This window comes from Rhizobium sp. RM, from assembly GCF_013390595.1.
Lineage (GTDB): Bacteria > Pseudomonadota > Alphaproteobacteria > Rhizobiales > Rhizobiaceae > Agrobacterium.
In genome coordinates, this window is sequence record NZ_JACAWV010000007.1 from 583,272 (window position 1) to 607,817 (window position 24,546).

A 24,546-nucleotide genomic window follows, 5' to 3' on the forward strand; every position below is an offset into this window, starting at 1 on the left:
TCAGACCTTCTTTCTGCGGGATAAGAAATAGCTGGAAGCCACACTGCGGGCTGCCATCACGACGATCATCAAAACACCCCAGAGCGCTGTCGCGAGATGCTGATTGGCGCCCATCAAATTGAGCCCCGAAGACAGCAGTTGCAGGACCACAAGAGCGACGAAAACGGGCAGCACGCGTCCAAATCCACCGAACGGATTGATCCCGCCGAGAAATGCCGCGAGCACTGTAATGAGCAGATAGGATTCACCGTGGCCGATACGAACGGAATTGAAGCGCGCGAGCATGATAACGCCAGCCACCGCGCACATGATGCCCGACAGCGTGTAGACCAAGATGATGATACGGCGGGTATTGAGCCCCGAATACTGGCCAGCTTCGATGTTAGAGCCGATCATGAGCAAACCGAAGCCAAGCTTGGTACGGGTCAGCAGAACTTGCCAGAGCCCGACGCACGCAATGAAGATCAGAAGCGGGATCGGCAGTCCAAAGATCGATCCGTGCCCAATCGGCGCCATGTAGCTCGGGAAACCGGAGACGTCGCCACCACGTGTCAGGAACTCTCCTAGACCACGCAGGAATATCATCATCGACAACGTCACAAGGATCGGATGGGCACGGGTATAGGCGATTGCTGCGCCGGTCATCAGGCCAGCAGCGCCACCGGTCAAAAGCGCCGCCGCCACGGCAAGTGCGAAGGCACTGGCCGGTGCCTCAACGCCACCATAGGCCTGCAGTACGCCAGCGGCGGCAAGGCCCGAAAGATTGGCGGTGAAGGTCACAGACAGGTTGATGCCACCCGTCAAAAGCGGCAGGAGCATCGCCAGTGTCAGCAGCCCGAGTTCGGGAAGCTGGAATGCCACGGAGCCGAAAGTACCAAGCGACAGGAAGTTATCGGCACCGAAACCGAAGATCACCATTACAGCGAAGAAGGCGATGACCGGGCCGGCCATGTCCGCGCCGAAGAGAGTGTTGAGCCTGCGGATAAGCGACGTCATCAACGTGCACTCCTCTTCTGAGCATGCCCCTTTGCGAAGAACGGCAGAAGCTTGTCGATCCGCGCAGAGGAGAGCGTGATGGCAATGAGAATGATTGCGCCGACAATCATCTTGAAGGCGAAAGGCGAGACACCCATCAGGTTGAGGCCATTTTGCGTGACAGAGACCATCAGCACGCCGAGGACACAGCCGATGACCGACCCTTTGCCACCACCAAGGCGCGCGCCACCAAGCACAGTTGCGGCGAGAACGTCGAGTTCACGACCATAAAGCGCGTTGGGGACAACTTCTTCAGCGTAATGAGCCTGCATAAGCCCACCGATCCCGGCCATGAGACCAAGCCATCCGAAAGAAATGAAGTGCATGGCGCCGATATTGATGCCGAACCGACGCGCACCTTCGGGATTGTCGCCAAATGCATAGAGCTGGCGGCCGATTGTCGTGCGGGAAATCATGAACCAGGTCGCGACGCAGCAGACAATCATCACGACGACCGGCAAAGTCAGTTCCAGCCAGGAACCATCCGCCATCTCCCGTTCGTAGAAGACGACACGCGTGGTCAGCCATTCCGGCAGATCGTAGATCGACACCCCCTTGGTGAAGAACATCAACAGCCCGAAGAATATGTTGAAAGTGGAGATGGTCGCGACGATCGAGATGATCTGAAAGCGGTAGACAAGCGCCGCGTTGATCATGCCAAGGCCGATACCAACCGCACCTGCAATAATGAAACCTTCGGCCCAGTTACCGCCGCCAAGCGCACCAAGTGCCAGCACCGTAACATATTGCACCACCGAGGCTGCAACGGCGAAGGATATGTCGATACCGCCGGAGATCAGCACAACAAGCAGGCCAACCGCGAAAATAATATTGACGGCCGAGACGTTCAAAACATCAAAGGCATTGGAGATGGTGAAAAACCGGTCAGTCGCAAAAGACAACGCGGTGCATAAGACAATCATCACCGCCAGAAGCGTGAATTCGGTCGTATGGCCTAGCATCAACCTACGCATAGACAGCTCCTTCCAGATCGGTCAACGACATCTGTCGCGGGTCATAGGTCGCCTTGATCCGGCCTTCGACCATGTGGATGATGCGATCAGCGTTGAAATAGACTTCCGGCGGCTCGTCGGAGATCAGGATGATCGACAGCCCTTCGGCAGCAAGCTTGCGCACAATGTCGAAGATCCCAGCCCGGGCTCCGACATCGACACCGACCGTTGGGGCATCGAGAATGAGGATCTTCGGTCCGATCGCCAGCCATTTGGCGATCGCGACACGCTGCTGGTTGCCGCCGGAAAGCGTGCGGATCGGGTCTTCGGGTTTCCCGATCTTCACCCCGAGCGCTGAAATCCAGTGATCGACAACATTTTCCTTTTTTGCCGGCGAGATGAGACCACCTGACAGAATTCGATCGAGCGAGGCCATGACAAGATTGTCAGCAATCGACTGCGGCTGGTTGAGTCCGAGCGAAAGGCGATCTTCCGAGAGATAGGCGACACCGGCGCGGATGGCGTCCCGGTTCGAGCCAAAACGAACCTTATCACCCTCAAGCACAATCTCACCGGCATGCGGCTGGCGCATCCCGAACAGAGTGAGCGCCAATTCGGTCCGACCGGCACCAAGAAGCCCTGTCACGCCGAGCGTTTCCCCACGGCGCAGATCAAAGGAGATGTCTTCGAACTCGTTGGCACGGGAAAGATTGCGGACGGACAGCACAACCGGTTGGTCATCATGGTCGGCTGCAATGACAGCGCTGTCGAAATTGCGACCGGTCATCAGTTCTGTCACACGCGACTGGGTCATACCTTCGACCGGAAACACACCGACCAGAGCGCCATCGCGCAATACCGTCATGCGGTCGGAGATTTCCAGCACTTCAGCTAGACGATGCGAGACAAAAACGACAGCCACACCGGAAGCGGAGAGGTTGCGGACAATTTCGATCAGATAATCGGTTTCCGACTGTGTCAGAGATGCCGTGGGTTCGTCCATGAAGACCAGCCGCGCTTCACCCACCAATGCGCGGGCAATGGCGACGATCTGGCGCTGGGCAATTGGCAACTCCTTGAGTGGCAGATGAAGATCGAGCGAGACACCGAGACGAGCAAGGGCCTTTTCGGCCGCCGCCTCCATGGCGCGCTTGTCGACGAGACCGTATTTGCCGCTAACCGCGTATTGAAACCCGATATTCTCGGCCACGGTCATTTCACCGAAAAGCGCCAAATCCTGCCAGATCACCTGGATTCCGAGCGACTGCGCCAGGCTCGGGGTCATGGCCGTGATAGGCTGTCCGTCAAAGAAAAACTCTGCCCCTTCCTCGGGCTTATAGACACCGGTGATGATCTTGATCAGGGTGCTCTTGCCGCAACCATTTTCGCCGGCAAGGCAATGCACTTCCCCGGGATTGACCTCGAACGACACGCCTTTCAGCGCACGGACGCCGCCGAATGTAATCTTGATGTTTTTGAGGGACAGGAGCGGTTCAGCGCTCATCATGGCAAATCTCTTCGCTCAGCCGCCTCTGAGGCGGATGCTGTGAATGATGGATTAAGGGTGGGTCGCACCGAGCCTGCTCGGCGCGACCCCAGGCCTTGGGGAGGATCAGAGGCCCATCGAAACCAGCTTGTCGATGCTTTCCTTGTCGATCTTCAGCAGTTGATCGACCACAATCGTGTTGCCGTCCGGTGTGATCTTGCCGAGGCCGGGAATGTCGTCACCCGCCTTGGGGTCCTGACCCTTGGCAATACGGTCCGCAAGCGTGATGAATACTTCGCCAGCCTGCTTCGGGTTCCACATGAAGCCGCCGGTCAGCGCGCCTGATTTGATGAGTTTTGCGCCTTGCCCTGGCGAGAACGGGCCAATGACGAAGACCTTGCCGTCCTTGCGGCGCTCTTCAACTGCACGACCCGCACCGATCGGACCTTGTGATCCGAAAGCAAGGAAGCCCTTGAGATCTGCATTAGCGGCCATCAGGTCGAGTGCAGTCGAACGGCTTTTGTCGACGTCTTCGGCCACGCCATAACGGTCGCCGATAAGTTTCATGTCAGGATAATTCGCCTTGATGTAAGCGATCGCGCCATCGGCCCAGGCGTTGTGAAGTGGCACGGTCAGCGAACCGACGAACACTGCATAGGAGCCTTTGCCGCCCATCTTTTCGGCCAGCAACTTGCCGTGCGCTTCACCAAAACCCTTGGCGGAGGCTAGTTCGAAATCCCATGTCGCGCCGACCTGCTTCGGCGATTCATGCGTTATAACCTTGATGCCGGCATCCTGCGCCTTTTTCAATACCGGTTCCAGCACCTTGGCATCATTCGGCACGACACCGATGAAATCAACTTTCTGAGCGATCAGGTCTTCGATGGCGCGCACCTGAAGCGCGGGGTCGGCGCTCGTCGGCCCGACCATGAAACCATCAACACCAAGCTTGGCGCTCTGCTCCTTAATGCCGGCCTCCATGGCATTGAACCAGGGAATGCCGCCGATCTTGACGACAACGCCGACCTTCGGTCCATCGGCGAATGCCGCGGATGCGAGCAGCGCAAGCGACAGGCCCACAGTGGCCGCGATTATTTTCTTCATGGATGTTCCTCCTCCAAAAACACTCCGGCAAGCTGATCTGCCCGCAGCGACTCGGTGGTGCCACGCGCAAATTTCCCGTCCCGCCCATTCGAGACGCTCCTCGCCACTCCCATAGCAACCATCTGCACAATCGATATTGCTTTTGTGCACAATCGATGGTGCAATAACCATAACACGAAGATACCTTTCGTCAAGTGGACGAATATTCTAACAATCGGAATCATTCGGGAGAGCATGATGACGGACCACAGCGCCAAAAAAGCCACCATTTACGACCTGTCAGTTTTGTCCGGCGCGTCGGCATCCACGGTGAGCGCTGTTTTGAATGGCTCATGGCGCAAACGTCGGATTTCCAAGGAAACAGCGGACAAGATTTTGTCACTCGCCAAGGCGCATCGCTACACTGCCAACCTCCAGGCACGTGGACTGAGAAGTTCAAAGTCCGGCCTGATTGGCCTGCTCGTCCCGGTCTATGACAACCGGTTTTTCTCCTCGATGGCGCAAACATTCGAGGCCCAGGCGCGCTTGCGCGGTCTGTCTCCGATGGTCGTTTCGGGCCGACGCGACCCTGAAGAAGAGCGACGCACTGTCGAAACGTTGATCGCCTACTCGATTGATGCGCTGTTCATCGCTGGTGTCACAGATCCGGATGGCGTTCACCAGGTCTGCGCCCGTGCCGGCCTTCCGCATGTAAATATCGATCTACCCGGCAAATTTGCATCATCGGTCATTTCCGACAACCGTAATGGAGCGGAAGTATTGACGTCGGCGATCCTGCGCCATGCGGCACAGAACGGCGCCCTCGACCCGGCCGATGTCGTGCTGTTCGGCGGCCACGACGACCATGCTAGCCGAGACCGTATTGCTGGTTTCCATGAAGCAAAAACTGCCTTCTTTGGAATGGAAAGCGGCGGCGACATCGAGATCACAGGATATTCGCCACGCATGACCGAACTTGCTTTCGAGCGGTTCTTCGCGCGCGAGGGCCGCTTGCCCCGCTGTCTCTTCATAAATTCGTCGATCAACTTCGAGGGACTGCTTCGCTTCCTCGGCCGACATGATGGCGAGACATTCAGCGATATCGTCGTCGGCTGTTTCGACTACGATCCCTTCGCCTCCTTCCTCCCCTTCCCGGTCTATATGGCCAAGCCGAACATCTCCGAGATGCTCGAACGAGGATTTGAGTTACTGGAAGCTGCACCGGCACACCCGGTCGTCACCATTGTCGAGCCTCAATTGATTCCGCCAAGAACCGCACTCAAAGGCCCCCTCGACGATATCAGGGACCCGATGCCAGTTCAGAATGCCCTCTAGTCAATCCGACCTGATGCTGAGATCTGTCCGCATCTGGTCCAGGAGAACCGCGATCTTCTCCTTCAATTCCGGATTGCCGAGGCTTGCCGGGTAAGAAATCGCCACTCCGAATATCTCCATCGTATCCGGGTCGCGCATCGCAACCCCCTGCGATGACACGCCCTCGACAATCTCGTTGGATGCATAGGATCTGCCGGTCGCTCGTATTTTACCAATCCGCTCCAGCAACTCCGCATGGTCCCGCGGGGAATTCGGTGAGACGAATGGGAGCGGTTCCGGCACTCGGTTTTTCAGGCCGGCATCATCCAGAAGCGCCAACATGGCGCGACCGTTTGAGGTCGCATAAGCAGACGACTTGTAGCCGGGTGTCGAGGCAATCGCCAAAGGGTTTGAGCCGCGCACGACGCGAAGCACCATGAGGTCGGCACCATCGAATACGGTAATATAGCCGGTGTGCCCGCCAATATCGCAAATCTGCTTCACCCGCTTGTAGATCATATCCAGAAAATGGTGGCGAGAGCGGAAGATCTGGCCAAGTTCAAACAGGCGCATTCCGGGCGAGTAGAGCCGCGTCGAATGATCATATTCCAGCAAACCCGACGCCACGAGGCTCTTTAGAGCGCGGTGCACGGTCGCCTTTGGACGATCGAGGCGACGTGCAAGATCAGCTTGGCCGATCGCTGGCTCCTCGAAAGAGAAGCACTCAAAGATTGCAATCGTATCGTCAAGAACACCCATAGACCTACCTCTCGTCGAATCAGGACACCTATTTGTTTCATTATTGGAATTCGGTGTCAATTTTGAAACAAGCACTAGACTCCCTAAAATTCACCGCCTACAAATTCCCCAACAACAAGAGAAGCTGAATTTTGAGGCATGCGCTTGCAGAGGCGAATTTTGCCCAAGGTCTCAGCTCGGGAACAAAAGGCTTGCCCTCAATGGGCCGGCTTACTCGCGTGATCTAGGATTGACATATGCAAGCTACTGGCCAGACGACCGGTAAGCGCCTGCGTGCGGGCGTGGATATCGGCGGAACCTTCACCGACTTCATCCTTTTCGACGAGAGCGCGACCGCGATCCGTCTGCACAAGTGCCTCACCACACCCCGCGATCCTTCCCAAGGCGCCCTCGGCGGTCTCGGCGAACTGGTCAAAGCTGCCGGCATCGGCATCTCAGATCTTTCCGAGATCGTCCACGGTACAACGTTGGTCACCAATGCCGTCATTGAACGCAAGGGCGCCGCTGTCGGCCTGATCACGACCGAAGGTTTCCGCGATATTCTCGAGATTGGAACCGAACAGCGTTACGATATCTACGACCTGACGCTGGCCTTCCCAACACCTCTGGTCGAGCGTTCACGCCGTCTGGAAGTGTCCGAACGTATCGACGCCGATGGCAATGTGATCCTTGAGCTCGACGAAGTCGCCATCCTTCGCGCTGCCGAGACCTTGAAAAAGGATGGCGTTGAAGCAATCGCCATCTGCTTCATGCATTCCTATCGTAATCCTGCCCATGAGCGCCGCGCCCGTGACATCATCGCCAAGGCGCTGCCGGAACTTTCGATCTCGATCTCCTGCGAAGTCGTGGCCGAAATCTCCGAATATCAGCGTTTCGTCACCACCTGCGCCAACGCCTATGTGCAGCCGCTCATGGATCGTTATCTTCGTCGCTTTGAAGGCGAGTTGGCAACGATGGGTTTTGCAGGCGACTTCCGCCTTATGCATTCCGCAGGAGGCCTGGTCTCACTCGAAACTGCCCGCGCCTTCCCGATCCGCCTACTGGAATCCGGCCCGGCGGGCGGCGCGCTGGCAACGGCCTGGTTCGGCAAGAATGCCGGCCATGACAACGTCATAGCCTTCGACATGGGTGGCACGACTGCAAAAGCCTGCCTGATCGAAGATGGCAAGATCGATATCGCCTCATATCTGGAAGCCGGTCGCGAGCATCGTTTTAAGAATGGTTCCGGACTGCCGATCAAATCGCCTGTCGTCGACATGATCGAGATCGGCGCGGGCGGTGGCTCGATTGCATCGATCGATGGCGTCGGATTGCTGCAGGTTGGCCCTCATTCCGCAAGCTCCGAGCCCGGCCCGGCCTGCTACGGTCGCGGCGGCCTGAAACCGACTGTAACAGATGCTTCCGTGGCGCTCGGATATTACGATCCGTCCTTCTTTCTCGGTGGTCGCATGACGCTCGATCTTGTTGCCGCGGAAAAGGCACTCGGGACGATCGCGAAGCCTCTCAACATCTCCGCCGTCGAAGCTGCATGGGGTATCCACCAGGTCGTCGGCGAGAGCATGGCGAGCGCCGCCCGCATCCACCTTGTCGAAAAAGGCAAGGACCCACGTGGCTATTCGATGATCGGCTTTGGTGGTGCCGGGCCGGCCTTTGCGGCCAAGGTGGCGCGCATTCTCGGCGTTTCCGAAGTCATCATCCCACCGGCAAGTGGTGCCGCTTCCGCCTTTGGCTTCCTCACAGCGCCACTTTCATTCGACATCGTCCGTTCGCATCCGATCGGACTGTCGGAGAATCTCGAAGCGGACAAACTCAACGACATCCTCGATGAAATTTCGGAAGACGGGCGCGTACAATTGCGCAGCGCCGGGGTTGCGAACACAGACATTCTGGTTGAGCGTTCAGCAGACATGCGCCTCGTCGGTCAGTTGCACGAAATCAACGTACCGCTTCCAGCAGGCACACTGGACGCCGGCGCCTACGCCGAAATCCGCAAGGCTTTTGAAGGTGTCTACAGCGCTCGCTACACGCGTGTGCCATCGGAGGCAAAACTCGAAATCCTCTCCTTCCGCATTCGCGCAAGTGGCGCGGTGCCGCATCTGACCGTCCGTCAGGCCGGTATTGACGGTAGCAGTACCGACGCCAAGAAGGGCACACGCAAGACCTATTTTGGAAACGGTTTTGTCGACGCAGGCATCTATGATCGCTACTCCATGCGCCCTGGCATTCTGGTCGAGGGTCCGGCCATCATCGAAGAGCGTGAATCCACCACCATCATTCCTCCGGGCGACAAGGTGACGGTGGACGAGACCGGCAATCTGCGAATTCGGATCGCGGAAACCGCCAAGGGTGCAACCATCGTCGACGAGACGATGTCACTCGAAGAAGCGAGCAAGCGCATCCAGTCCGATCCAATCGCGCTGGAGGTGATGTGGAGCCGTCTCGTCAACGTCGCCGAAGAAATGTGGTCGACGGTTTGCCGCACGGCTTTCTCGCTGATCATCTCCGAAAGCCAGGATTTCGGATGCGCCATTCTCGACCCACATGGCGAAACGCTGGCGCATTCGGCACGCGTCATGCCGGTCTTCAATCTCACTCTGCCGATGGCCGTGAAGGCGATCATCGAACGTTATCCTGTAGATACTATGAAACCGGGTGATGTCTACATCACCAACGACCCATGGCTTTGCGCGGGTCATCTCTTTGATCTCGCCATCGTTACGCCAGTCTTCCATCGCGGTCGCGTTGTGGCGTTGATGGGAACTGTCGGCCATGTAGGCGATATCGGCGGCAGCCGCGATGGCCTTAACGTGACCGAGCTTTATGAAGAAGGCATCCAGATCCCGGCCATGAAACTGGTCCGTGAGGGCGAAGAAAACGAAGACCTGTTCCGTTTGATGGCGGACAATATTCGCGACAGCGATCAGGTTCTTGGCGACGTGCGCTCCTTCATCTCCGCCAATGAGACCGGCTCAGCTCGCATGCGTTCCTTCATGGAGGAATACGGCATGCATGACCTCAAGGCACTGTCGCACGTCGTTCAGTCACTTTCGGAAAAGGCGATGCGCGACGCGGTCAGCAAATTGAAGGACGGCGTCTACCATTCGGAGATTTCCAACAATCCGATGGGCTCGACGATGACCTTCCCGATCAAGGTTACGGTAAAGGGCGACGAAATCGAACTCGATTTCGAGGGAGCACCGCCACAGACGGTCAAGGGCGGTATTAATTGCACCCTGTCCTACACGACCGCGCATGCGACCTATCCGATCAAGTGCATGTTGACGCCAGGCATCCGTGGCAATGCCGGCTGCTATCGTCCATTCACGGTAAAGGCGCCGAAGGGATCGATCCTGAACTGCGAAAAGCCCGCCCCGGTGTCGCTGAGAACACGCACGGGCTGGTATCTCGCTCCGAACGTGTTCCGGGCCCTGTCTGACGCCGCACCTGATACGGCGCAGTCCTTCTCTGGCCTGCCTAGCCTGATGAGCTTCTATGGCAAGTCGATGGAGACGGGCGCTCTCTTCTACGAACTATTGCTACTTGGCGGCGGCCAGGGAGCATCACAGACCAAGGACGGCAAGTCTTCACTTCTGTGGCCGACATCCGCAGCGACCTCATCGCTTGAAATGTTCGAGACACGTTCACCCATCGTCATCTGGGAAAAGAGCCTGATGACGGACAGCGGCGGCGCGGGTGAGAACCGTGGCGGACTTGGTGTGCGGGTTCGCATCTCGCGTCGCAACAGCGAGGGTCATCCGATCAAAGCAATCGTTTCACCCGAGGGTGTCGACCTGCCGGTCGAAGGGCTGTTTGGCGGCAAGCCGGGCAAGACTGCAACCGGCAAGATCCTCGCGAAATCCAGCGGCGAATTGCTGCAGGACTGCGGCACCGGTGCAATCGTCGATCTGATCGATACGAATACAGTGGTCGAACTGACGCTTGCGGGAGGCTCCGGTTACGGCGACCCGATGAACCGCGACCTCGACAAGCTCGATGACGACGTCAAGCAGGGCTATGTCAGCGCAGATACGGCCGATCGTATTTACGGCCGCACCGCTCGTCAGGGAGAACGCAAGAAACCCGGCACTGCAGTCTGAAAACGAACCAACCGGTCATCTTAAGGGGAGATGGCCGGCACTTTAAAAAAAATCCAGGAGATCATTCGCATGAAAATGACCCGACGCAACTTCCTGAGCACTGCCGTCTCAGCTGCAGCACTCGCCTCAATGCCGCTTGATAGCTTCGCCGCCGGCCGCAAAATCCTGATCATGGCGAGCAGTGTCGACATTCCGAACTTCGATCCGCATGTCGCCACCGGCTATGCGCCTGCCATGCTTTTCCGCAACACCTACGATGCCCTTGTGCGCGTCGTCGGCACCCCACCGAAAATCGAGCCGGGTCTCGCCACGAGTTGGACGGTTTCGGACGATCAGAAGCGCTACGAATTCAAGCTCGATCCCGATGCCAGATTCCAGGATGGCACGCCCGTGACCGCCGAAGCTGTCGTCTATTCCTTCAAGCGCATCGTCAAGCTGAAGCGCGGCCCGTCATGGATGATCGCAGGTATCGTCGATGCGGACAGTGTCAAGGCAGTCGATGCCAACACCGTTGCCTTCGATCTGAAGGCCCCATTTGCCCCGTTCCTCCAGGTTCTGCCGTGGATGTTCGTCGTCAATCCGGCAATCGTCGATGCCAATATCGGTAACGATGACGGTCAGGCCTACCTGATGCAGAACACCGCAGGCTCGGGTCCGTTCAAGATGGGCCGTGTTGCTCCAGGTAATCTCTACGAATTCGTTCGTGTCAAGGACGACTGGCACAAGGGTGGTGGCAATCTCGAAGGCGCGATCTGGAAGATCGTCCGCGAAGCCTCCACCGAACGCATGATGCTGCAGCGCAGGGAAGCCCATATCGCGCTGGAGCTTTACTCTGAAGACATGGACGCCCTGAAAGACAACCCAGCCGTAGTCAGCGTTATCGAGCCGGAATATCGCACGTTCTCGATCAAGATGAACACGGCCAAAGGGCCGCTCGCAGACAAGAACCTGCGCAAGGCAATCTCCTTCGCCTTCAACTACCAGAGCATGCTGGATGCCGCAGGCCCCGCCGAACTGATGGTCGGCCCACTTCCGACAGGCATTTTCGGCCACGACGTAAATCTTGAGGTCTATCGTCACGACATGGACAAGGCGAAGGAATACCTCGCCAAATCGGAATATAAGGACGGTGGTTTCAAGCTCTCCGTTATGCATGCAACCGGCTACGAAAACCAGCGCCGCTGGTCACTGCTTTTGCTGGAAGCACTGAAGGCGCTGAACATCGAACTGGACATTCGCCCGGCTACCTGGCCGGACACGGTTGCAGCCGCCCAGTCGCCCGATACCATGCCGAGCTTCATGTGCCTGTTCCAGACGGCCAACTATGCCGATCCTGATAACGTTGCCTTTGCCGCCTATCACTCCTCGCGCAACGGCCAGTGGCAAAACCCCGTCTACAAGAACGAGCAGGTCGACAAGCTGATCGAAGCAGCCCGCGTCGAGACCGATGAGACCAAGCGCGCCGATCTCTACAGGCAGTTCCAGCAGCTTGTCGTTGAAGACGCCCCCGACATCTTTGGCGTCCTGGAAAAGCGCAAGCTCGGCTTCGGCGCCAATGTGAAAAACTTCGTCTTCACGCCGGTTGCCGCCAACGCCATTGAGCTTCTGCCACTGTCGCTCGACTGATGATTTAAAGGGGCGCCTGTTGCGGCGTCCCTCTTCTGACCACCGGAAGCGCCCATGATCCTTTATACCCTGAGACGTCTTGTTTTGCTGATCCCGATGCTGATCGGGTTGACTGTGATCGTTTTCGCTATCGCCCGTCTGTTGCCTGGCGACCCTGTTGCTCTTGCGGCTGGCCCCAACGCCACGCCTGACGTGATCGAAAGCGTTCGTCAGGAGTTCGGACTGGATAAGTCTCTGCTACTGCAATACTGGGACTACGCGACAGGCCTGGTTCACGGTGACTGGGGCGTATCCATCTTCACTCGTCGTCCGGTCTTTGAAGATATCATGACGTTTCTGCCGGCGACGTTGGAACTCGTTGCAAGCGCCATGCTGATTGCCATCGTACTCGGCATTCCGCTCGGCCTTGCAGCCGCAGTCTATCGCAATGGCGTCGTCGACTACCTGACCCGTACGGTCGCTCTGGGCGGCATTGCCATGCCGCGCTTCTTCCTCGGCCTTCTTCTGCAGTTAATGTTTGTCTCCTGGCTGGACATTCTGCCGCTTTCCGGTCGCTTTCCGCTGATTGAAATTCCACCTGAAGGACCAACCGGTTTTTATACCATCGATTCCATTCTGGCCGGCGACTGGTACTCGCTGTCAATTGCTCTTCATCACCTCGCCCTACCCGCCTTTGCGATGTCGCTTTCCCCGCTTGCGACCATTATGCGCATGATGCGTGCCTCAACGATCGAGGTGCTGCAGCAGGATTTCGTGATGACAGAACGGGCGCTCGGCATTTCCAACCGCAAAATCCTGTTCAAATACGTGCTGAAGAACGCGATGACGTCGACGTTGACGGTGATTGGCCTTTACGTCTCCTGGCTGCTCGGTGGCACCGTCCTTGTCGAGACCGTCTTCGACTGGCCAGGGCTTGGCCTTTACGCAACACAGGCGATCCTGTCTCAGGACTTCATGCCGGTAATTGGCGTAACTCTGGTGATCGCCATGATCTATCTCGTCTCGATGCTCATCGTCGACCTGCTCTACGGCGTATTCAATCCGAGGGTCCGCTACACATGACCATAACGTCCTCAACCCTTCCCAAGCGCGACCACTCAGCACGGCTGGAAAACTGGTCCAGAGCATTTTATCGCTTTCGGCAAAGCTGGCTTTCCGTCATTGGCCTCGCCATCGTCGTGGCCCTGATTTTCATTGCGCTGTTTGCACCTTTCATCGTTCCCCATCCTGAACATGTGGCGGGAGGGACTAACACCTCCGCGCGTTTCATGGCGCCAGGTGCAGAACACTGGTTCGGCACCAACGCACTCGGACAGGATGTGTTCTCGCTCGTCCTTGTAGGCTCCCAGGTTTCTCTCTTCTCCGGCCTTGCGGTGGTCGTCATCGCTATCGTCGTGGGTGGCGTCATCGGTGCAGTCGCCGGGTATTTCGGTGGTTGGATCGATGAAATCCTGATGCGTTTCACCGACCTCTTGCTGACTATCCCGAGCCTCATCCTGGCCATGGCCGTTGCTGCAGCGCTGGGCACCGGGGTGACCAATATGATCATTGCCATCGCAATCACGTGGTGGCCGGCCTATGCGCGTCTCGTCCGAGGCGAAGTTATCGGCAAGAAGGAAGAGCAGTTCATCACAGCAGCAAAGGCACTGGGTGCGGGATGGCCGCGCATTCTCGGCCGCCATATCCTGCCCAACATCATGTCACCGATCATTGTGAAAGCCTCACTCGACATGGGCTTCGCGGTGCTGACTGTTGCCTCGCTCGGTTTCGTCGGCATCGGCGTCAGGGCGCCGACACCGGAATGGGGCACGCTCCTCTCCGTCGCCCGCGCGGACATGCCGGACTACTGGTGGACGGCCGTTTTTCCTGGCTGCGCCATTTTCCTGGCGGTGCTTGCCTTCAACCTGCTTGGCGACGGTCTACGCGACGTCATGGACCCCAAGGCGCGACGGTAAGGTGACGACATGACTTTGCTCGATATCAAAAACCTTAATCTGGCGATGCGCAGCTTCGAAGGTGAAACACAAATCCTGCATGGCATCGATCTCAAGGTCGAGCGCGGAGAAATATGGGGGATGGTCGGGGAAACCGGCTCCGGCAAATCGCTGACGGGCCTTTCCGTTTCGCGTCTCATTCCGCCCGCGACCGGCCGCTATCTCGCCGGATCAATCGAATTTGAAGGCCGCGACATGCTCAAGGCCAACGAGAAAGAAATGCGTTCGTTGCGCGGGCGCAAGATCGGCATGATATTTCAGGATCCGACGACAAACCTTAATCCCGTCTTTCGCATAGGAACGCAATTGGTCGATGTCGCCATTCATGCCGGCCACGCCGACCCGACGGTCCTCGGTCTCGAGCCCGGCGCCTCGTCAGGCGATCGCAAGAAGGCCGCGAGACGTGTGGCCGTGGAAATGCTGGACAAGGTCGGCATTCCCAAGGCAGCCGAACGCATCCATGATTACCCCCATCAGTTTTCCGGCGGCATGCGTCAGCGCGTCCTGATCGCCATGGCCATGATCGGAAAGCCGGACCTACTGATTGCCGACGAGCCAACCACCGCGCTCGACGTGTCGGTACAAGCCCAGATCCTGAAGCTTATCCACGACCTGGTAGCCGAATGGAACATCGGCGTGCTGATGATTACCCACAATCTCGGTGTGGTGGCGCAAGTCTGTTCGCATGTCGCCGTGATGTATCGCGGTCGCATTCTCGAACGCGGCACCGTGATGGACGTTTTGAAAAAACCAGCCCATGCCTATACAAAGGCCCTCCTCAACGCGATCCCAACAGCCCAGACCAAACGCGGTGAACTTCGCGGCCTTGGCGGCGTCATGCCGGAGGTTCAATAATGCTTGAGATCAAAAACGTCTCAAAAATTTTCCCCGGCCAGCGCAAGGGCCTGTTCGGGCGCACAGAGGGTTTTCGCGCCCTCGATGATATCAATCTGCGGGTAGAGAAAGGCAAGAGCTTCGGGCTCGTTGGCGAGTCCGGCTCCGGCAAGACGACTTTGACGCGTTGCATCCTGCGGCTCGAAACGCTGACATCCGGCAATATCCTCTATGACGGTGCAGACATCAGCAAACTCAATCCAACCGAGATGCGGCGCCTGCGGGCCCGGCTACAGATTGTCTTCCAGGACCCCTACGCCTCGCTGGACCCACGTATGACGGTCCATGACATCGTCGCCGAGCCGCTGGTTATCCATCGTGACATCGTCCCTATGTCATCGCGCCAGCAAACCGAACGCGTACTGGAACTGTTGCTGCAGGTGGGACTGCGCGAGGAACATCTTTTCCGATATCCGCATGAATTTTCGGGCGGCCAGCGCCAGCGTATCGGTATTGCCCGCGCACTTGCCGTCAAACCGGAATTCCTGATTCTTGACGAACCGACCTCGGCACTCGACGTCTCGGTCCAGGCTGATGTTTTGAACCTTCTGCACAGGTTGCAGGACGAACTCGGCCTCACATACTTCTTCATAAGTCACGATCTCGGCGTCATCAGATACATCTGTGATGACGTTGCTGTCATCTATCGTGGAAAGCTGGTTGAAAGCGGCCCGGTTGAGGATATCTTCGACAGACCGAAGAACGACTATACACGCCTGCTGATCGACGCGATGCCAGACCCTGATCCGGATCGCTCTCCCTTCCGCAAAGCTGTGTCCGCATAAAACCCTGGAGCAAGCATGACCATCGACGCCCTGTCACTCGCCGCACTTGCCGATGAAGCCAAGACCTGGCGTCGGACCATCCACCAGCATCCGGAACTGCTTTTCGATCTGCCGAAGACAGCAGCACTGGTCACTGAAAAGCTGAAGGAATTCGGTTGCGACGAGGTGGTGAGCGGCATCGCCAAGACAGGCGTGGTAGCTGTTATCAATGGTAACAGGGGACCAGGCCGCACGATCGCACTGCGCTCGGACATGGACGCCCTGCCCATGTCGGAACAGACGAACCTGCCATACGCATCCAAAGTCGAAAACATGATGCACGCCTGCGGCCATGACGGCCACACGGCCATGCTGCTGGCCACGGCCAAGCAACTGGCAGAAAGCCGCGACTTCGCCGGCAAGGCCGTGCTGATCTTCCAGCCTGCTGAAGAAGGCGGCGCTGGAGCAAGGGTCATGATCGAAGAAGGCATTCTGGAACGCTTCGGCATCGAGGAAGTCTACGGCATGCATAATGAGCCGGGTCTCGATGTCGGTTCATTTGCCATCCGAAGCGGCCCGATGATGGCCGGGGGCGATCGTTTTGTCATCACGATCAACGGCAAGGGTGGACACGCGGCTTATCCGCACCTGTCACATGATCCGGTTTTGGCTGGCGCACAGATGATCGTTGCGTTGCAGGCAATCGCATCACGCTTTACCAATCCTTTCGATCCCGTCGTTGTCTCGATCACCTTCATGGAAGGTGGCAATGCGGGAGCACTCAACGTCATCCCCGCGTCGATCAGAATCGGCGGCACCATCAGGACCATGAATCCGGAAACCCGAAAAATGGTGGAGGAGCGTTTCCGCGACGTTGTCGAGAGCACTGCAAAATCTTTTGGTTCGGAAGCAGTTATCGACTGGCGGCCGGGTTATCCGGTAACGGTCAACGATCCCGAAAAAACGAAAATTGCCGCAGCGGCAGCAAGCGCCGTCGCGGGTGCCGACAAAGTCGATACCAATTGGCCGGCAACTATGGGCTCTGAAGATTTTTCCTACATGCTGGAAAAGCGGCCGGGCGCATTCATATGGCTTGGCAATGGCGACAGCGCCGATCTGCACAATCCTGCCTACGACTTCAACGACGACGCAATCGCTCATGGCATCCGCTACTGGCTGTCGCTCGTCGGTAAGCGGCTTGATGGAGCCACCGCCTGATCAAGGCCGGATTCCAAGCGTCGTAGTCAAAAGAGAAAAATCGATACCGCTGCACGCGAAAGAAGATCGCGTGCAATGTTCGCTCTACAGCTCGTCCAGCGTTTCGTTCAGTGCCTCTATGCTGCGAAGGCGGGTCCGCCCCTCTGTGCCCGCCCTTTCGAGGCAGCGCGTGATGAGGAGATGGCAGAGCGCCATCACCGCCGTGTGATTGAATAAAGGTCCCGGTGCCAATGTCTGGCACTGGAAATGCCAGGCAGCATTGGTTTCGAACGGAGCGCCTTCGTCGGTGATATACAGAAGCTGTGCTTTTGATCGCCGAACCTGTTCAATGATCGCATGTGACTGAGTGGTTCTGCGGCGCAGGCCGAAGAAAACCACGACATCATTTTCAGCGATGCTGACCAGATGCTCGCCCATGGTTTGTCCGGCGCCGGGAATAACGGCAATGCTTTCGATAACCTGTGTGAGTTGCCATTGGAGATAGGCTGCAAAGGGGTGGCTGCTCCGGAAACCGACGACCCACACCTTGCGTGCATGCAGCATTGCGTTGACGGCAGCGTCGATCTGGCTTTCCGTAACAGCAAGAAACGTGGCTTCGAGATTGGCTACAGCCTGTGCGACGTGCGCCTTTATCGATTGCTCTGCCCCGACATCGGCAGCGCTCGCCAGAAAGAGCCGGGAGCCCGTCTGCTTTTCCGCTCGGGCGTGGCGCCTTGCCTCTTCGTAGTTCTCATATCCAAGCCGCTTGATGAAACGGGTCACCGTTGCCTTGGAAACATGTGCAAGGGCCGCAAGCTCCTGCGCCGAGTAGCTGGCGAGTTCACCAGGAAAATCGCAGACGAACTCTCCAATCCGCTTTTCGGCGGGATGAAGCTCCGGCAGAGCTTGCCTGACGCGAAACAGAAACGATCTTTCCTTTGGCACGGGATACTCCGGCAAATTCTCAACACGGCAAGCTTCAGCCGCCGTCACACGGCTTGCAACAGAAAAAGCAGCGGGGTGCAAGGTCGACAACGCCGGATATCCGTCACAGTTGCAAGGTCGATGCGTGGCTTTCCATTTCCAACGCCTTAACAAGCCGTTCCACCGCCGAACGGATCGGTGCGATAATGGGTGCAGAGAGAGCGCGTTGCAGATCATCGGCCGCCTGGCCGAGCGGCCCGCCACCGATGATAACCACATCGGCACCGTCCTTTTCGAAACATTCCCGAGCCGCGATTTCAAGCGCCGCGTGTAAAGCCTGAGGATCTGATGCGAGCCGCTGCGGATCTCCCTTCGTCAATCGGGTGCCGGTAAAGAGCGACGCAAAGCCGAATGTCTGCGCCTTGGCGGCAAAACTCTCGACAAGGTCGGGCGTCACGGTGGCGATCCCGAACCGTCGCCCACCGGCTGAAGCCTCCATCATGCTGGCCTGGCAGATCCCGACCGACGGCAGACCGGTTACGGCCGCAAGACGCTCCAACCCTGGATCGCCGAACGCGCAGACGATAAAGCCGTCGCTACGGGCTGCCAATTCAAGCCCCATCTCCACGACGCCATCGGCGGCGGCAGCCAATTGGGCATCGTTGAGGATCATCGGCACGCCACGTCCTGCCGTCATCCCCTCGATTTCAAGGCTCGCCGGCAGATAGCTACGGGCGATGTTGGTCATCATCGTCGTGGTGACATGTGACGTATTCGGGTTGATCAGTCCTATGCGTTTCATCATTCCTGCGAGACCACGAGGGGTCACCCGCCCTATCTAGTTTTATCAATTCGGGAAAAGACATGCGACACCCGCCCCGCCGGAAAGTGGCGCCAGTGGCGGAACCTGCGTGCGGCAGAGATCCGTGACCTGTGTACAGCGCGGTGCGAAAGCACACCCCGGCGACATGGCGGCCAGATCGGGTGGTGCCCCAGGAATGGTGATCAGTCGATCACGTCCATCGGCGAGTTCGACACGCGCGCCAAGCAGGCCTTTTGTATAGGGATGGCGCGGGTTACGGATGATATCGCCAACCACCCCCTCCTCCACGATACGGCCCGCATACATGACAGCAATACGATCTGCCACTTCAGCCGCCACGCCAATATCGTGGGTCACGAAGATGACGGACAGGCCATATTCGCGTTGGAGCTCACGAATAAGCAGCAGGATCTGGATCTGCACTGTCGCGTCCAGTGCTGTCGTCGGCTCGTCGGCCAACAGAACTTTCGGATTGCACGCAAGCGCCATCGCGATCATGGCACGCTGAAGCATACCTCCTGACATTTCGTGAGGATAATTGGCAAGACGCCGCTCTGGCGAGGGGATACGGACCTTCTGGAACAGCGCGAGCGCCCTTTCTGCAGCCGCACTGCGGGACACCTTTTCATGCCGCATGATGGTCTCCTCTATCTGCCGACCCACCGTGTAGACGGGATCAAGTGCAAGACGAGGCTCCTGAAAAACCATCGAGACCACAGCCCCTCGCAAATCGGCAAGCGCACGGTTGGAGAGCCCCAAGACATCACGTCCATCGACTGTCATGCCACCTTCGATCAAGGTTCCCTTGGGATGAAGCCGCAACAACGAGCGCATCGTCACGCTCTTGCCCGAACCGGATTCACCGAGCAATGCGACCACTTCTCCTGGTTTTACGGACAGGCTGACGCCGTTGACGGCCTTCACCGCCTTTCCGCCACGCCGAAATGTCACCGAAAGATTTTTGATATCGATCATCGCATCATTCTGCATGGGTCATGCCTCCATCATTACAGGCGCGCGGCTATGACCGGAGCCAGGGACCGCCATGAGACAGGCTGCAGCCTGATCACCGGAAACATCGGTCAACGGTGGCAAAGTCCGCTGGCAGACATCCTCCGCAAGACTGCACCGGGTGTGGAAACGGCAACCGGACGGTGGATCGATCGGGTTCGGCGGATCGCCCGTCAACGGCGGCGCTTCGGTTCGCTCGGCCGGGTCCATCTTCGGCATCGAGGCCAAAAGTGCCGCCGAATAGGGATGTGTCGTATTTCCGTAAATCGCGTCGCGACTGCCGACTTCCGCCACCTTCCCGAGATACATGACCATGACCCGATCGCACATGAAGCGGACAACGTTGAGGTCATGCGAGATGAACAGATAGGTGAGACCGAAGTCGCGTTTAAGATCGAGAAGCAAGTTGAGCACCTGCGCCTCCACCGATTTGTCGAGGGCAGAGACCGCCTCATCCAGAATGACAAGCCGGGGCTCCAGCGCAAGAGCGCGGGCGATATTGACGCGTTGGCGCTGACCGCCGGAAAGCTCATGCGGATAGCGCCCTGCAAACCGTGACGGCTCGAGACCAACCCGGTGAAGCAGGTCATGAGCCGTCGCGATTGCCTTTGCAGCCGGCGTTCCGTGAACCTGTGGAGCAAAGGCAATGGATTCCTCGATCGTCAGCCTTGGATTGAGGGAGGCGTAACTATCCTGAAAAACCATCTGCACCTGACGGCGATAGGCAGAAAGCGGCAAGGCACCCCCGACCGTTTCACCGTCGAAGAGAATTTCGCCTGCGTCCGGCTCGATCAGTTGCATGAGAAGGCGTGCCGTCGTCGACTTTCCGCAACCGCTCTCACCGACAACGCCGAGTGTCTCTCCTTTCAGGATATCGAAATCGACCCCATCTACCGCGCGCACCACTTTTTTTGGTTTGAGAAAGCCACTGCCCTTGACCGGGAAGTGTTTGAGGAGCCCGCGAGCGGAGATCAACGGTTGGGCAGGGCCGCCCCGTTCACCCACAGGCAGTTCGAAAGCCGGTTTTCCTACGATGCTGATCATGACTTCACGTCCATGGCTGTTCGCAGCCCGTCTGAGAAAAGGTTGAAGCAGATCGAAGTGATGAAAATCATCACGCCGGGAAGAGCCGCGACGAAGGGATTGGTATAAATCGCCGTGCGCAACGTATTGAGCATAAGCCCCCATTCTGCGTCAGGCGGGCGCACACCCAGCCCCAGGAATGACAGGCCGGACGCGAGGATCATCGACACCGAAATCAGGCTCGTGGCGAAGACAAAAATCGGGCCTAGGACGTTTCCAAGGATGTGCACGCGAATGATGGTGAAGGCTGGAGCACCCGACGCGCGCGCCGCATCGACGTAATCCAGCTTGCGTACCTGCGTTGTCACGCTTTCTGCGACGCGCGCGATCTGCGGAATGAACACAACGGTCAAAGAGACCAGCGCGTTTGTGAGGCCGGACCCGAGTGCTCCCGACAGGGCAACGGCAAGAAGCACTGATGGAAAGGCATAGAACACATCGACCGTGCGCATGATGAGTGTGTTGGTCAGGCCACCGGCGTAGCCAGCAATGATGCCGATTGCCGAGCCGATCACAAATGCGATCGGCACCGGCACCACACCCATGATCAGCGACAACCGTGCACCATGGATCAAACGCGACAGCATATCGCGGCCGAGTTCGTCGGTTCCAAGAATGTATCCCGCGATTCCAATCGGTTTCAGACGACGGATCACACTGCCCTTCGCCGGGTCGTACGGCGCAAGATACGGTGCGAAGATAGCGATCAGCACCAGGAGAACGAGAAGTGCCAGCGCCGCCATCGCGACCGGATCGCGACAGAGACGTCTAAAAACGCCGCTCCAGAAACCGGGGGACTTGGCAATTTTCTCGACGGGAATTTCGGATGCTGTGGTGATGGCGACCATGGTCAGCTCCTCTGGATACGGGGATCGATGGCGCTCTGCAACACGTCGACCAGAAGGTTGAGGACAACGAAAAACATCGCAAGCACCAGGATGGTGCCTTGCAGGATCGGCAAATCACGGGTGAAGATTGCACCATTCAGAAGAAAACCGGTGCCGGGCCAGGAAAATACCGTCTCGATCAGGATTGACCCACCAAGAAGATACCCCAGTTGCAGCCCCATGACGGACAGCGCTGTTGGCGCGGCGTTGCGCACCACATGGCGCAGAATATGACCTCGCATCAGTCCCTTGGCCGCGAGCGCCTGGGTGAAATCCTGGGCAAGAATATCTGCCACCAGAGAACGGATCGTCCGGGCGATGATCCCCATCGGAATGACCGACATGGTGACTGCCGGCAGGACGAGGTACTGGAGATATTCCCAACTGAAGCTTCGACCGGATGACCCACCCGGACCGCCCCCCATTGCCGGCAACCAGCCAAGCGTAACGGAAAAGGTGATAACCAGCACCATGCCAAGCCAGTAATGCGGCACGCTGACGCCAAGCATCGATATGCCCGACGACAGGCGATCAACCCATCCACCGCGAAAGACACCGGCAAGAAACCCGAGTGTTGCCCCGCCAACGAAGCCGATCACTGCCGCGGACACGGCAAGAATGATCGAATTAATCGACGCATCGATGATATCGGCGAGAACAGGACGGCCTGTTGCAATCGACGTCCCGAGATCGCCCTGCACCGCATGCCATACCCAAAGTGCATATTGCACCGGCAAGGGGCGGTCGAGACCGTAAAACGCACGCATCTGTGCCTGCATTTCCGCTGAGGCATCCGAAGGCAAGATCGCGGCAAGCGGATCGCCGGGGGCAATATGGATCAGCATGAAGCAGACAATGCTCACGCCGATCGTGACGGGAATGACATGCAACAGTCGTTTCAGCGCGTAGAGCAGCATGATGTCCTCATGAGGGTCAGATCGGGCATCGGAAATGACAGGGCGGGTTCATGACTCGCCCTGTCGCTGCGCAAAAATCAGGGATCGATAGAGATCGTCGAAAAGTCCTGGAACCAGTTCTGTGCCTGAACGAAGCCCTTGACCTTGGTGGACATGGCGCGCGGGTTGACGTCATGCGTCACCATCAAGAAAAGCGCGTCATCGACATATTTCTCGTGGATCTTCTGGAGCACCTTGTCCTGCTCAGCCGCATCGAAGGTGGTGCGTACCTCGTTGAACAGGGCGTCCATGTCCTGGTCACAGTAATAACCCCAGTTGGTGCCATTTGGTGGCGCCAGATTGCACTGCGACTGACGGATCAATGCCGTGAAAGGGTCTTGGATGAAGTAGCTGTAGTTGACAGCCGTGGCGCCCTTTGCGCTCGGGTCTTTGGCACCGGCGCGCCAGATGTTGATCACAGTATTCCAGTCGGCAACCTCATATTCGACGTTGATGCCGATTTCCGATAGCGTCTGCTGGATGTATTCGTTCATGGCGAGCGGCAGCATCTGGCCAGAACCTGAGGAAGAGATAACAACCTTCGTGGTGATGGGTTTGTCCGGCCCGTAGCCAGCTTCGGCCATCAGTTTCTTGGCTTCCTCGACATTGTATTCGAGCTTGAACGTCGGCTTGCCGAACCACTGATGGCCAGGTGGCAAATACCCCTGGGCCGGGACGGAAAGACCGCCGAGCAGTTCATTGAGGCCTTCGCGGTCAACGGCAAGGTTGGCAGCCTTGCGAACGCGGATATCGTTCCACGGCGACCCCTCAACGCGCGAGAGATGCCACGTCCAGTTATGTGGATAGGAATTGGTGACAATGCTGAAACCGGCATCTTTCAGCGACTTGACCGAATCCGGCGCAGGCGCCTCGATCCAATCCACCTGACCAGAGCGCAGAGCAGCCACGCGGGTGTTTGGCTCGGGAAGGGGTACAAGGACAAGCTTGTCGAGCTTCGGAACACGCGCCTTGTCCCAATATTCCTTGTTGGGGGTCAACTCAGCCCGTTCACGCGGCGTAAAGCCGCTTTCCATTTTCCATGGACCTGTCCCGGAAGGCTTCTGGGCAACGGCATCCCAGTTCTTGCCCTGAGCTTCCCAGTTTGCAGGCGATGACATGAGAACCCAACTCAACTGGTAGGGAAGCGTCGCATCCGGGGTCTTGGTGACGATTTCAACCGTCAGCGGATCGATGACCTTGTAGGAGGCAACCGCTGGAATACGGGACTTGCCCTGTGCCGACTGACGCTTGTCGAACTGCGGCGCGTCAGTCACCAACAGCTTGTCGAGGTTCCAGACAACTGCTGCGGCATCGAATGTGCTGCCGTCATGAAATTTGACGCCATCACGCAGTTTGAACGTCCACTTGGTCTTGTCAGACTGATCGACGTCCCACGAGGTCGCAAGCGCCGGTATCAAGGCAGACGGCTTGTCTGCGCTCGAAAGGTCCCATTCGATCAAGGCGTTATAGAGCGTGTACCCCATGAAGCGCTGGCCTTCGCCACCCTGGTCGGTCTGGCCGGTGGTGAGCGGTATGTCGGAGGCGGTCATGCCGATACGAAGCGTCCCGGCCGCCAGGGCTTCAGACACATGTCCGGCCATCAGCGAGACCATGGCGGCGCCCGCCAGCGCTGCCATCCGAAGACCTTTGAGCATAGGAG

General features: G+C 57.9%; 20 protein-coding genes. 8 read left to right on the plus strand and 12 right to left on the minus strand.

Translation table 11 applies throughout. The features are described 5' to 3' along the window. The 4 genes from HWX89_RS07195 to HWX89_RS07210 form a co-directional block, all read right to left on the minus strand. On the minus strand, nucleotides 1–996 hold the full coding sequence (locus HWX89_RS07195) for an ABC transporter permease (RefSeq protein WP_138792164.1): 996 nt from the start codon (nucleotides 994–996) through the stop codon (nucleotides 1–3). After that, entirely contained in the window at nucleotides 996–2,009 is a 1,014-nt protein-coding gene (locus HWX89_RS07200; RefSeq protein WP_138792163.1) for an ABC transporter permease, read from the minus strand. The genes HWX89_RS07195 and HWX89_RS07200 overlap by 1 nt, the downstream gene beginning before the upstream one ends. Further along, the gene (locus tag HWX89_RS07205; RefSeq protein WP_138792274.1) at nucleotides 2,002–3,492 is read right to left on the minus strand and encodes a sugar ABC transporter ATP-binding protein; all 1,491 of its coding nucleotides are present in this window, start codon (nucleotides 3,490–3,492) and stop codon (nucleotides 2,002–2,004) included. The genes HWX89_RS07200 and HWX89_RS07205 overlap by 8 nt, the downstream gene beginning before the upstream one ends. A gap of 108 nt (nucleotides 3,493–3,600) precedes the next feature. After that, a complete protein-coding gene (locus HWX89_RS07210; protein WP_138792162.1) occupies nucleotides 3,601–4,578 on the minus strand; it encodes a substrate-binding domain-containing protein in 978 nt (325 codons plus the stop codon). Between the two features lie 237 nt (nucleotides 4,579–4,815). Between HWX89_RS07210 and HWX89_RS07215 the strand changes: the two genes are divergently transcribed. Then, entirely contained in the window at nucleotides 4,816–5,892 is a 1,077-nt protein-coding gene (locus HWX89_RS07215; RefSeq protein ID WP_138792161.1) for a LacI family DNA-binding transcriptional regulator, read from the plus strand. On the opposite strand, the gene HWX89_RS07220 is transcribed toward HWX89_RS07215, so the two are convergent. Continuing rightward, nucleotides 5,893–6,630, minus strand: a complete 738-nt coding sequence (locus HWX89_RS07220) for an IclR family transcriptional regulator (RefSeq protein WP_138792160.1) — start codon at nucleotides 6,628–6,630, stop codon at nucleotides 5,893–5,895. Nucleotides 6,631–6,866: 236 nt separating this feature from the next. On the opposite strand from HWX89_RS07220, the gene HWX89_RS07225 reads away from it, so the two are divergent. The 7 genes from HWX89_RS07225 (at nucleotide 6,867) to HWX89_RS07255 (ending at nucleotide 17,223) form a co-directional block, all read left to right on the plus strand. Beyond that, on the plus strand, nucleotides 6,867–10,727 hold the full coding sequence (locus tag HWX89_RS07225; RefSeq protein ID WP_138792159.1) for a hydantoinase B/oxoprolinase family protein: 3,861 nt from the start codon (nucleotides 6,867–6,869) through the stop codon (nucleotides 10,725–10,727). A 69-nt stretch (nucleotides 10,728–10,796) separates the two neighbouring features. Further along, nucleotides 10,797–12,353: an ABC transporter substrate-binding protein gene (locus tag HWX89_RS07230; protein ID WP_138792158.1), complete on the plus strand. Its 1,557-nt coding sequence runs from the start codon at nucleotides 10,797–10,799 to the stop codon at nucleotides 12,351–12,353. 54 nt (nucleotides 12,354–12,407) lie between these two features. Further along, the gene (locus HWX89_RS07235; protein ID WP_138792157.1) at nucleotides 12,408–13,415 is read left to right on the plus strand and encodes an ABC transporter permease; all 1,008 of its coding nucleotides are present in this window, start codon (nucleotides 12,408–12,410) and stop codon (nucleotides 13,413–13,415) included. Next, nucleotides 13,412–14,308: an ABC transporter permease gene (locus tag HWX89_RS07240; protein ID WP_138792156.1), complete on the plus strand. Its 897-nt coding sequence runs from the start codon at nucleotides 13,412–13,414 to the stop codon at nucleotides 14,306–14,308. Before HWX89_RS07235 ends, HWX89_RS07240 begins: the two co-directional genes overlap by 4 nt. A 9-nt stretch (nucleotides 14,309–14,317) precedes the next feature. Next, complete coding sequence (locus tag HWX89_RS07245) at nucleotides 14,318–15,202, plus strand: ABC transporter ATP-binding protein (RefSeq protein WP_138792155.1); 885 nt, start codon at nucleotides 14,318–14,320, stop codon at nucleotides 15,200–15,202. Then, nucleotides 15,202–16,026, plus strand: coding sequence for an ABC transporter ATP-binding protein (locus HWX89_RS07250; RefSeq protein ID WP_138792154.1), 825 nt, complete (start codon nucleotides 15,202–15,204; stop codon nucleotides 16,024–16,026). The genes HWX89_RS07245 and HWX89_RS07250 overlap by 1 nt, the downstream gene beginning before the upstream one ends. A 15-nt stretch (nucleotides 16,027–16,041) precedes the next feature. After that, the gene (locus tag HWX89_RS07255; RefSeq protein ID WP_138792153.1) at nucleotides 16,042–17,223 is read left to right on the plus strand and encodes a M20 aminoacylase family protein; all 1,182 of its coding nucleotides are present in this window, start codon (nucleotides 16,042–16,044) and stop codon (nucleotides 17,221–17,223) included. Nucleotides 17,224–17,307: 84 nt separating this feature from the next. Here the strand turns inward: HWX89_RS07255 and HWX89_RS07260 are convergent, their stop codons facing one another. From HWX89_RS07260 to HWX89_RS07290, 7 genes are all read right to left on the minus strand, one after another. Next, entirely contained in the window at nucleotides 17,308–18,147 is an 840-nt protein-coding gene (locus HWX89_RS07260; RefSeq protein WP_138792152.1) for a MurR/RpiR family transcriptional regulator, read from the minus strand. A gap of 103 nt (nucleotides 18,148–18,250) precedes the next feature. Beyond that, nucleotides 18,251–18,928 carry an aspartate/glutamate racemase family protein gene (locus HWX89_RS07265; protein ID WP_138792273.1) on the minus strand — a complete coding sequence of 226 codons (678 nt, stop codon included), beginning with the start codon at nucleotides 18,926–18,928 and terminating at the stop codon, nucleotides 18,251–18,253. Nucleotides 18,929–18,973: 45 nt separating this feature from the next. Further along, the gene (locus HWX89_RS07270; protein ID WP_138792151.1) at nucleotides 18,974–19,939 is read right to left on the minus strand and encodes an ABC transporter ATP-binding protein; all 966 of its coding nucleotides are present in this window, start codon (nucleotides 19,937–19,939) and stop codon (nucleotides 18,974–18,976) included. A 3-nt stretch (nucleotides 19,940–19,942) separates the two neighbouring features. Continuing rightward, nucleotides 19,943–21,004 carry an ABC transporter ATP-binding protein gene (locus HWX89_RS07275; RefSeq protein ID WP_138792150.1) on the minus strand — a complete coding sequence of 354 codons (1,062 nt, stop codon included), beginning with the start codon at nucleotides 21,002–21,004 and terminating at the stop codon, nucleotides 19,943–19,945. Next, entirely contained in the window at nucleotides 21,001–21,891 is an 891-nt protein-coding gene (locus tag HWX89_RS07280) for an ABC transporter permease (RefSeq protein ID WP_138792149.1), read from the minus strand. Before HWX89_RS07280 ends, HWX89_RS07275 begins: the two co-directional genes overlap by 4 nt. Before the next feature lie 2 nt (nucleotides 21,892–21,893). Continuing rightward, a complete protein-coding gene (locus HWX89_RS07285; protein ID WP_138792148.1) occupies nucleotides 21,894–22,847 on the minus strand; it encodes an ABC transporter permease in 954 nt (317 codons plus the stop codon). Between the two features lie 77 nt (nucleotides 22,848–22,924). Further along, nucleotides 22,925–24,541 (minus strand): ABC transporter substrate-binding protein, encoded by a 1,617-nt coding sequence (locus HWX89_RS07290; protein WP_138792147.1) that lies wholly within the window; start codon nucleotides 24,539–24,541, stop codon nucleotides 22,925–22,927. Between the last annotated feature and the right edge of the window lie 5 nt (nucleotides 24,542–24,546).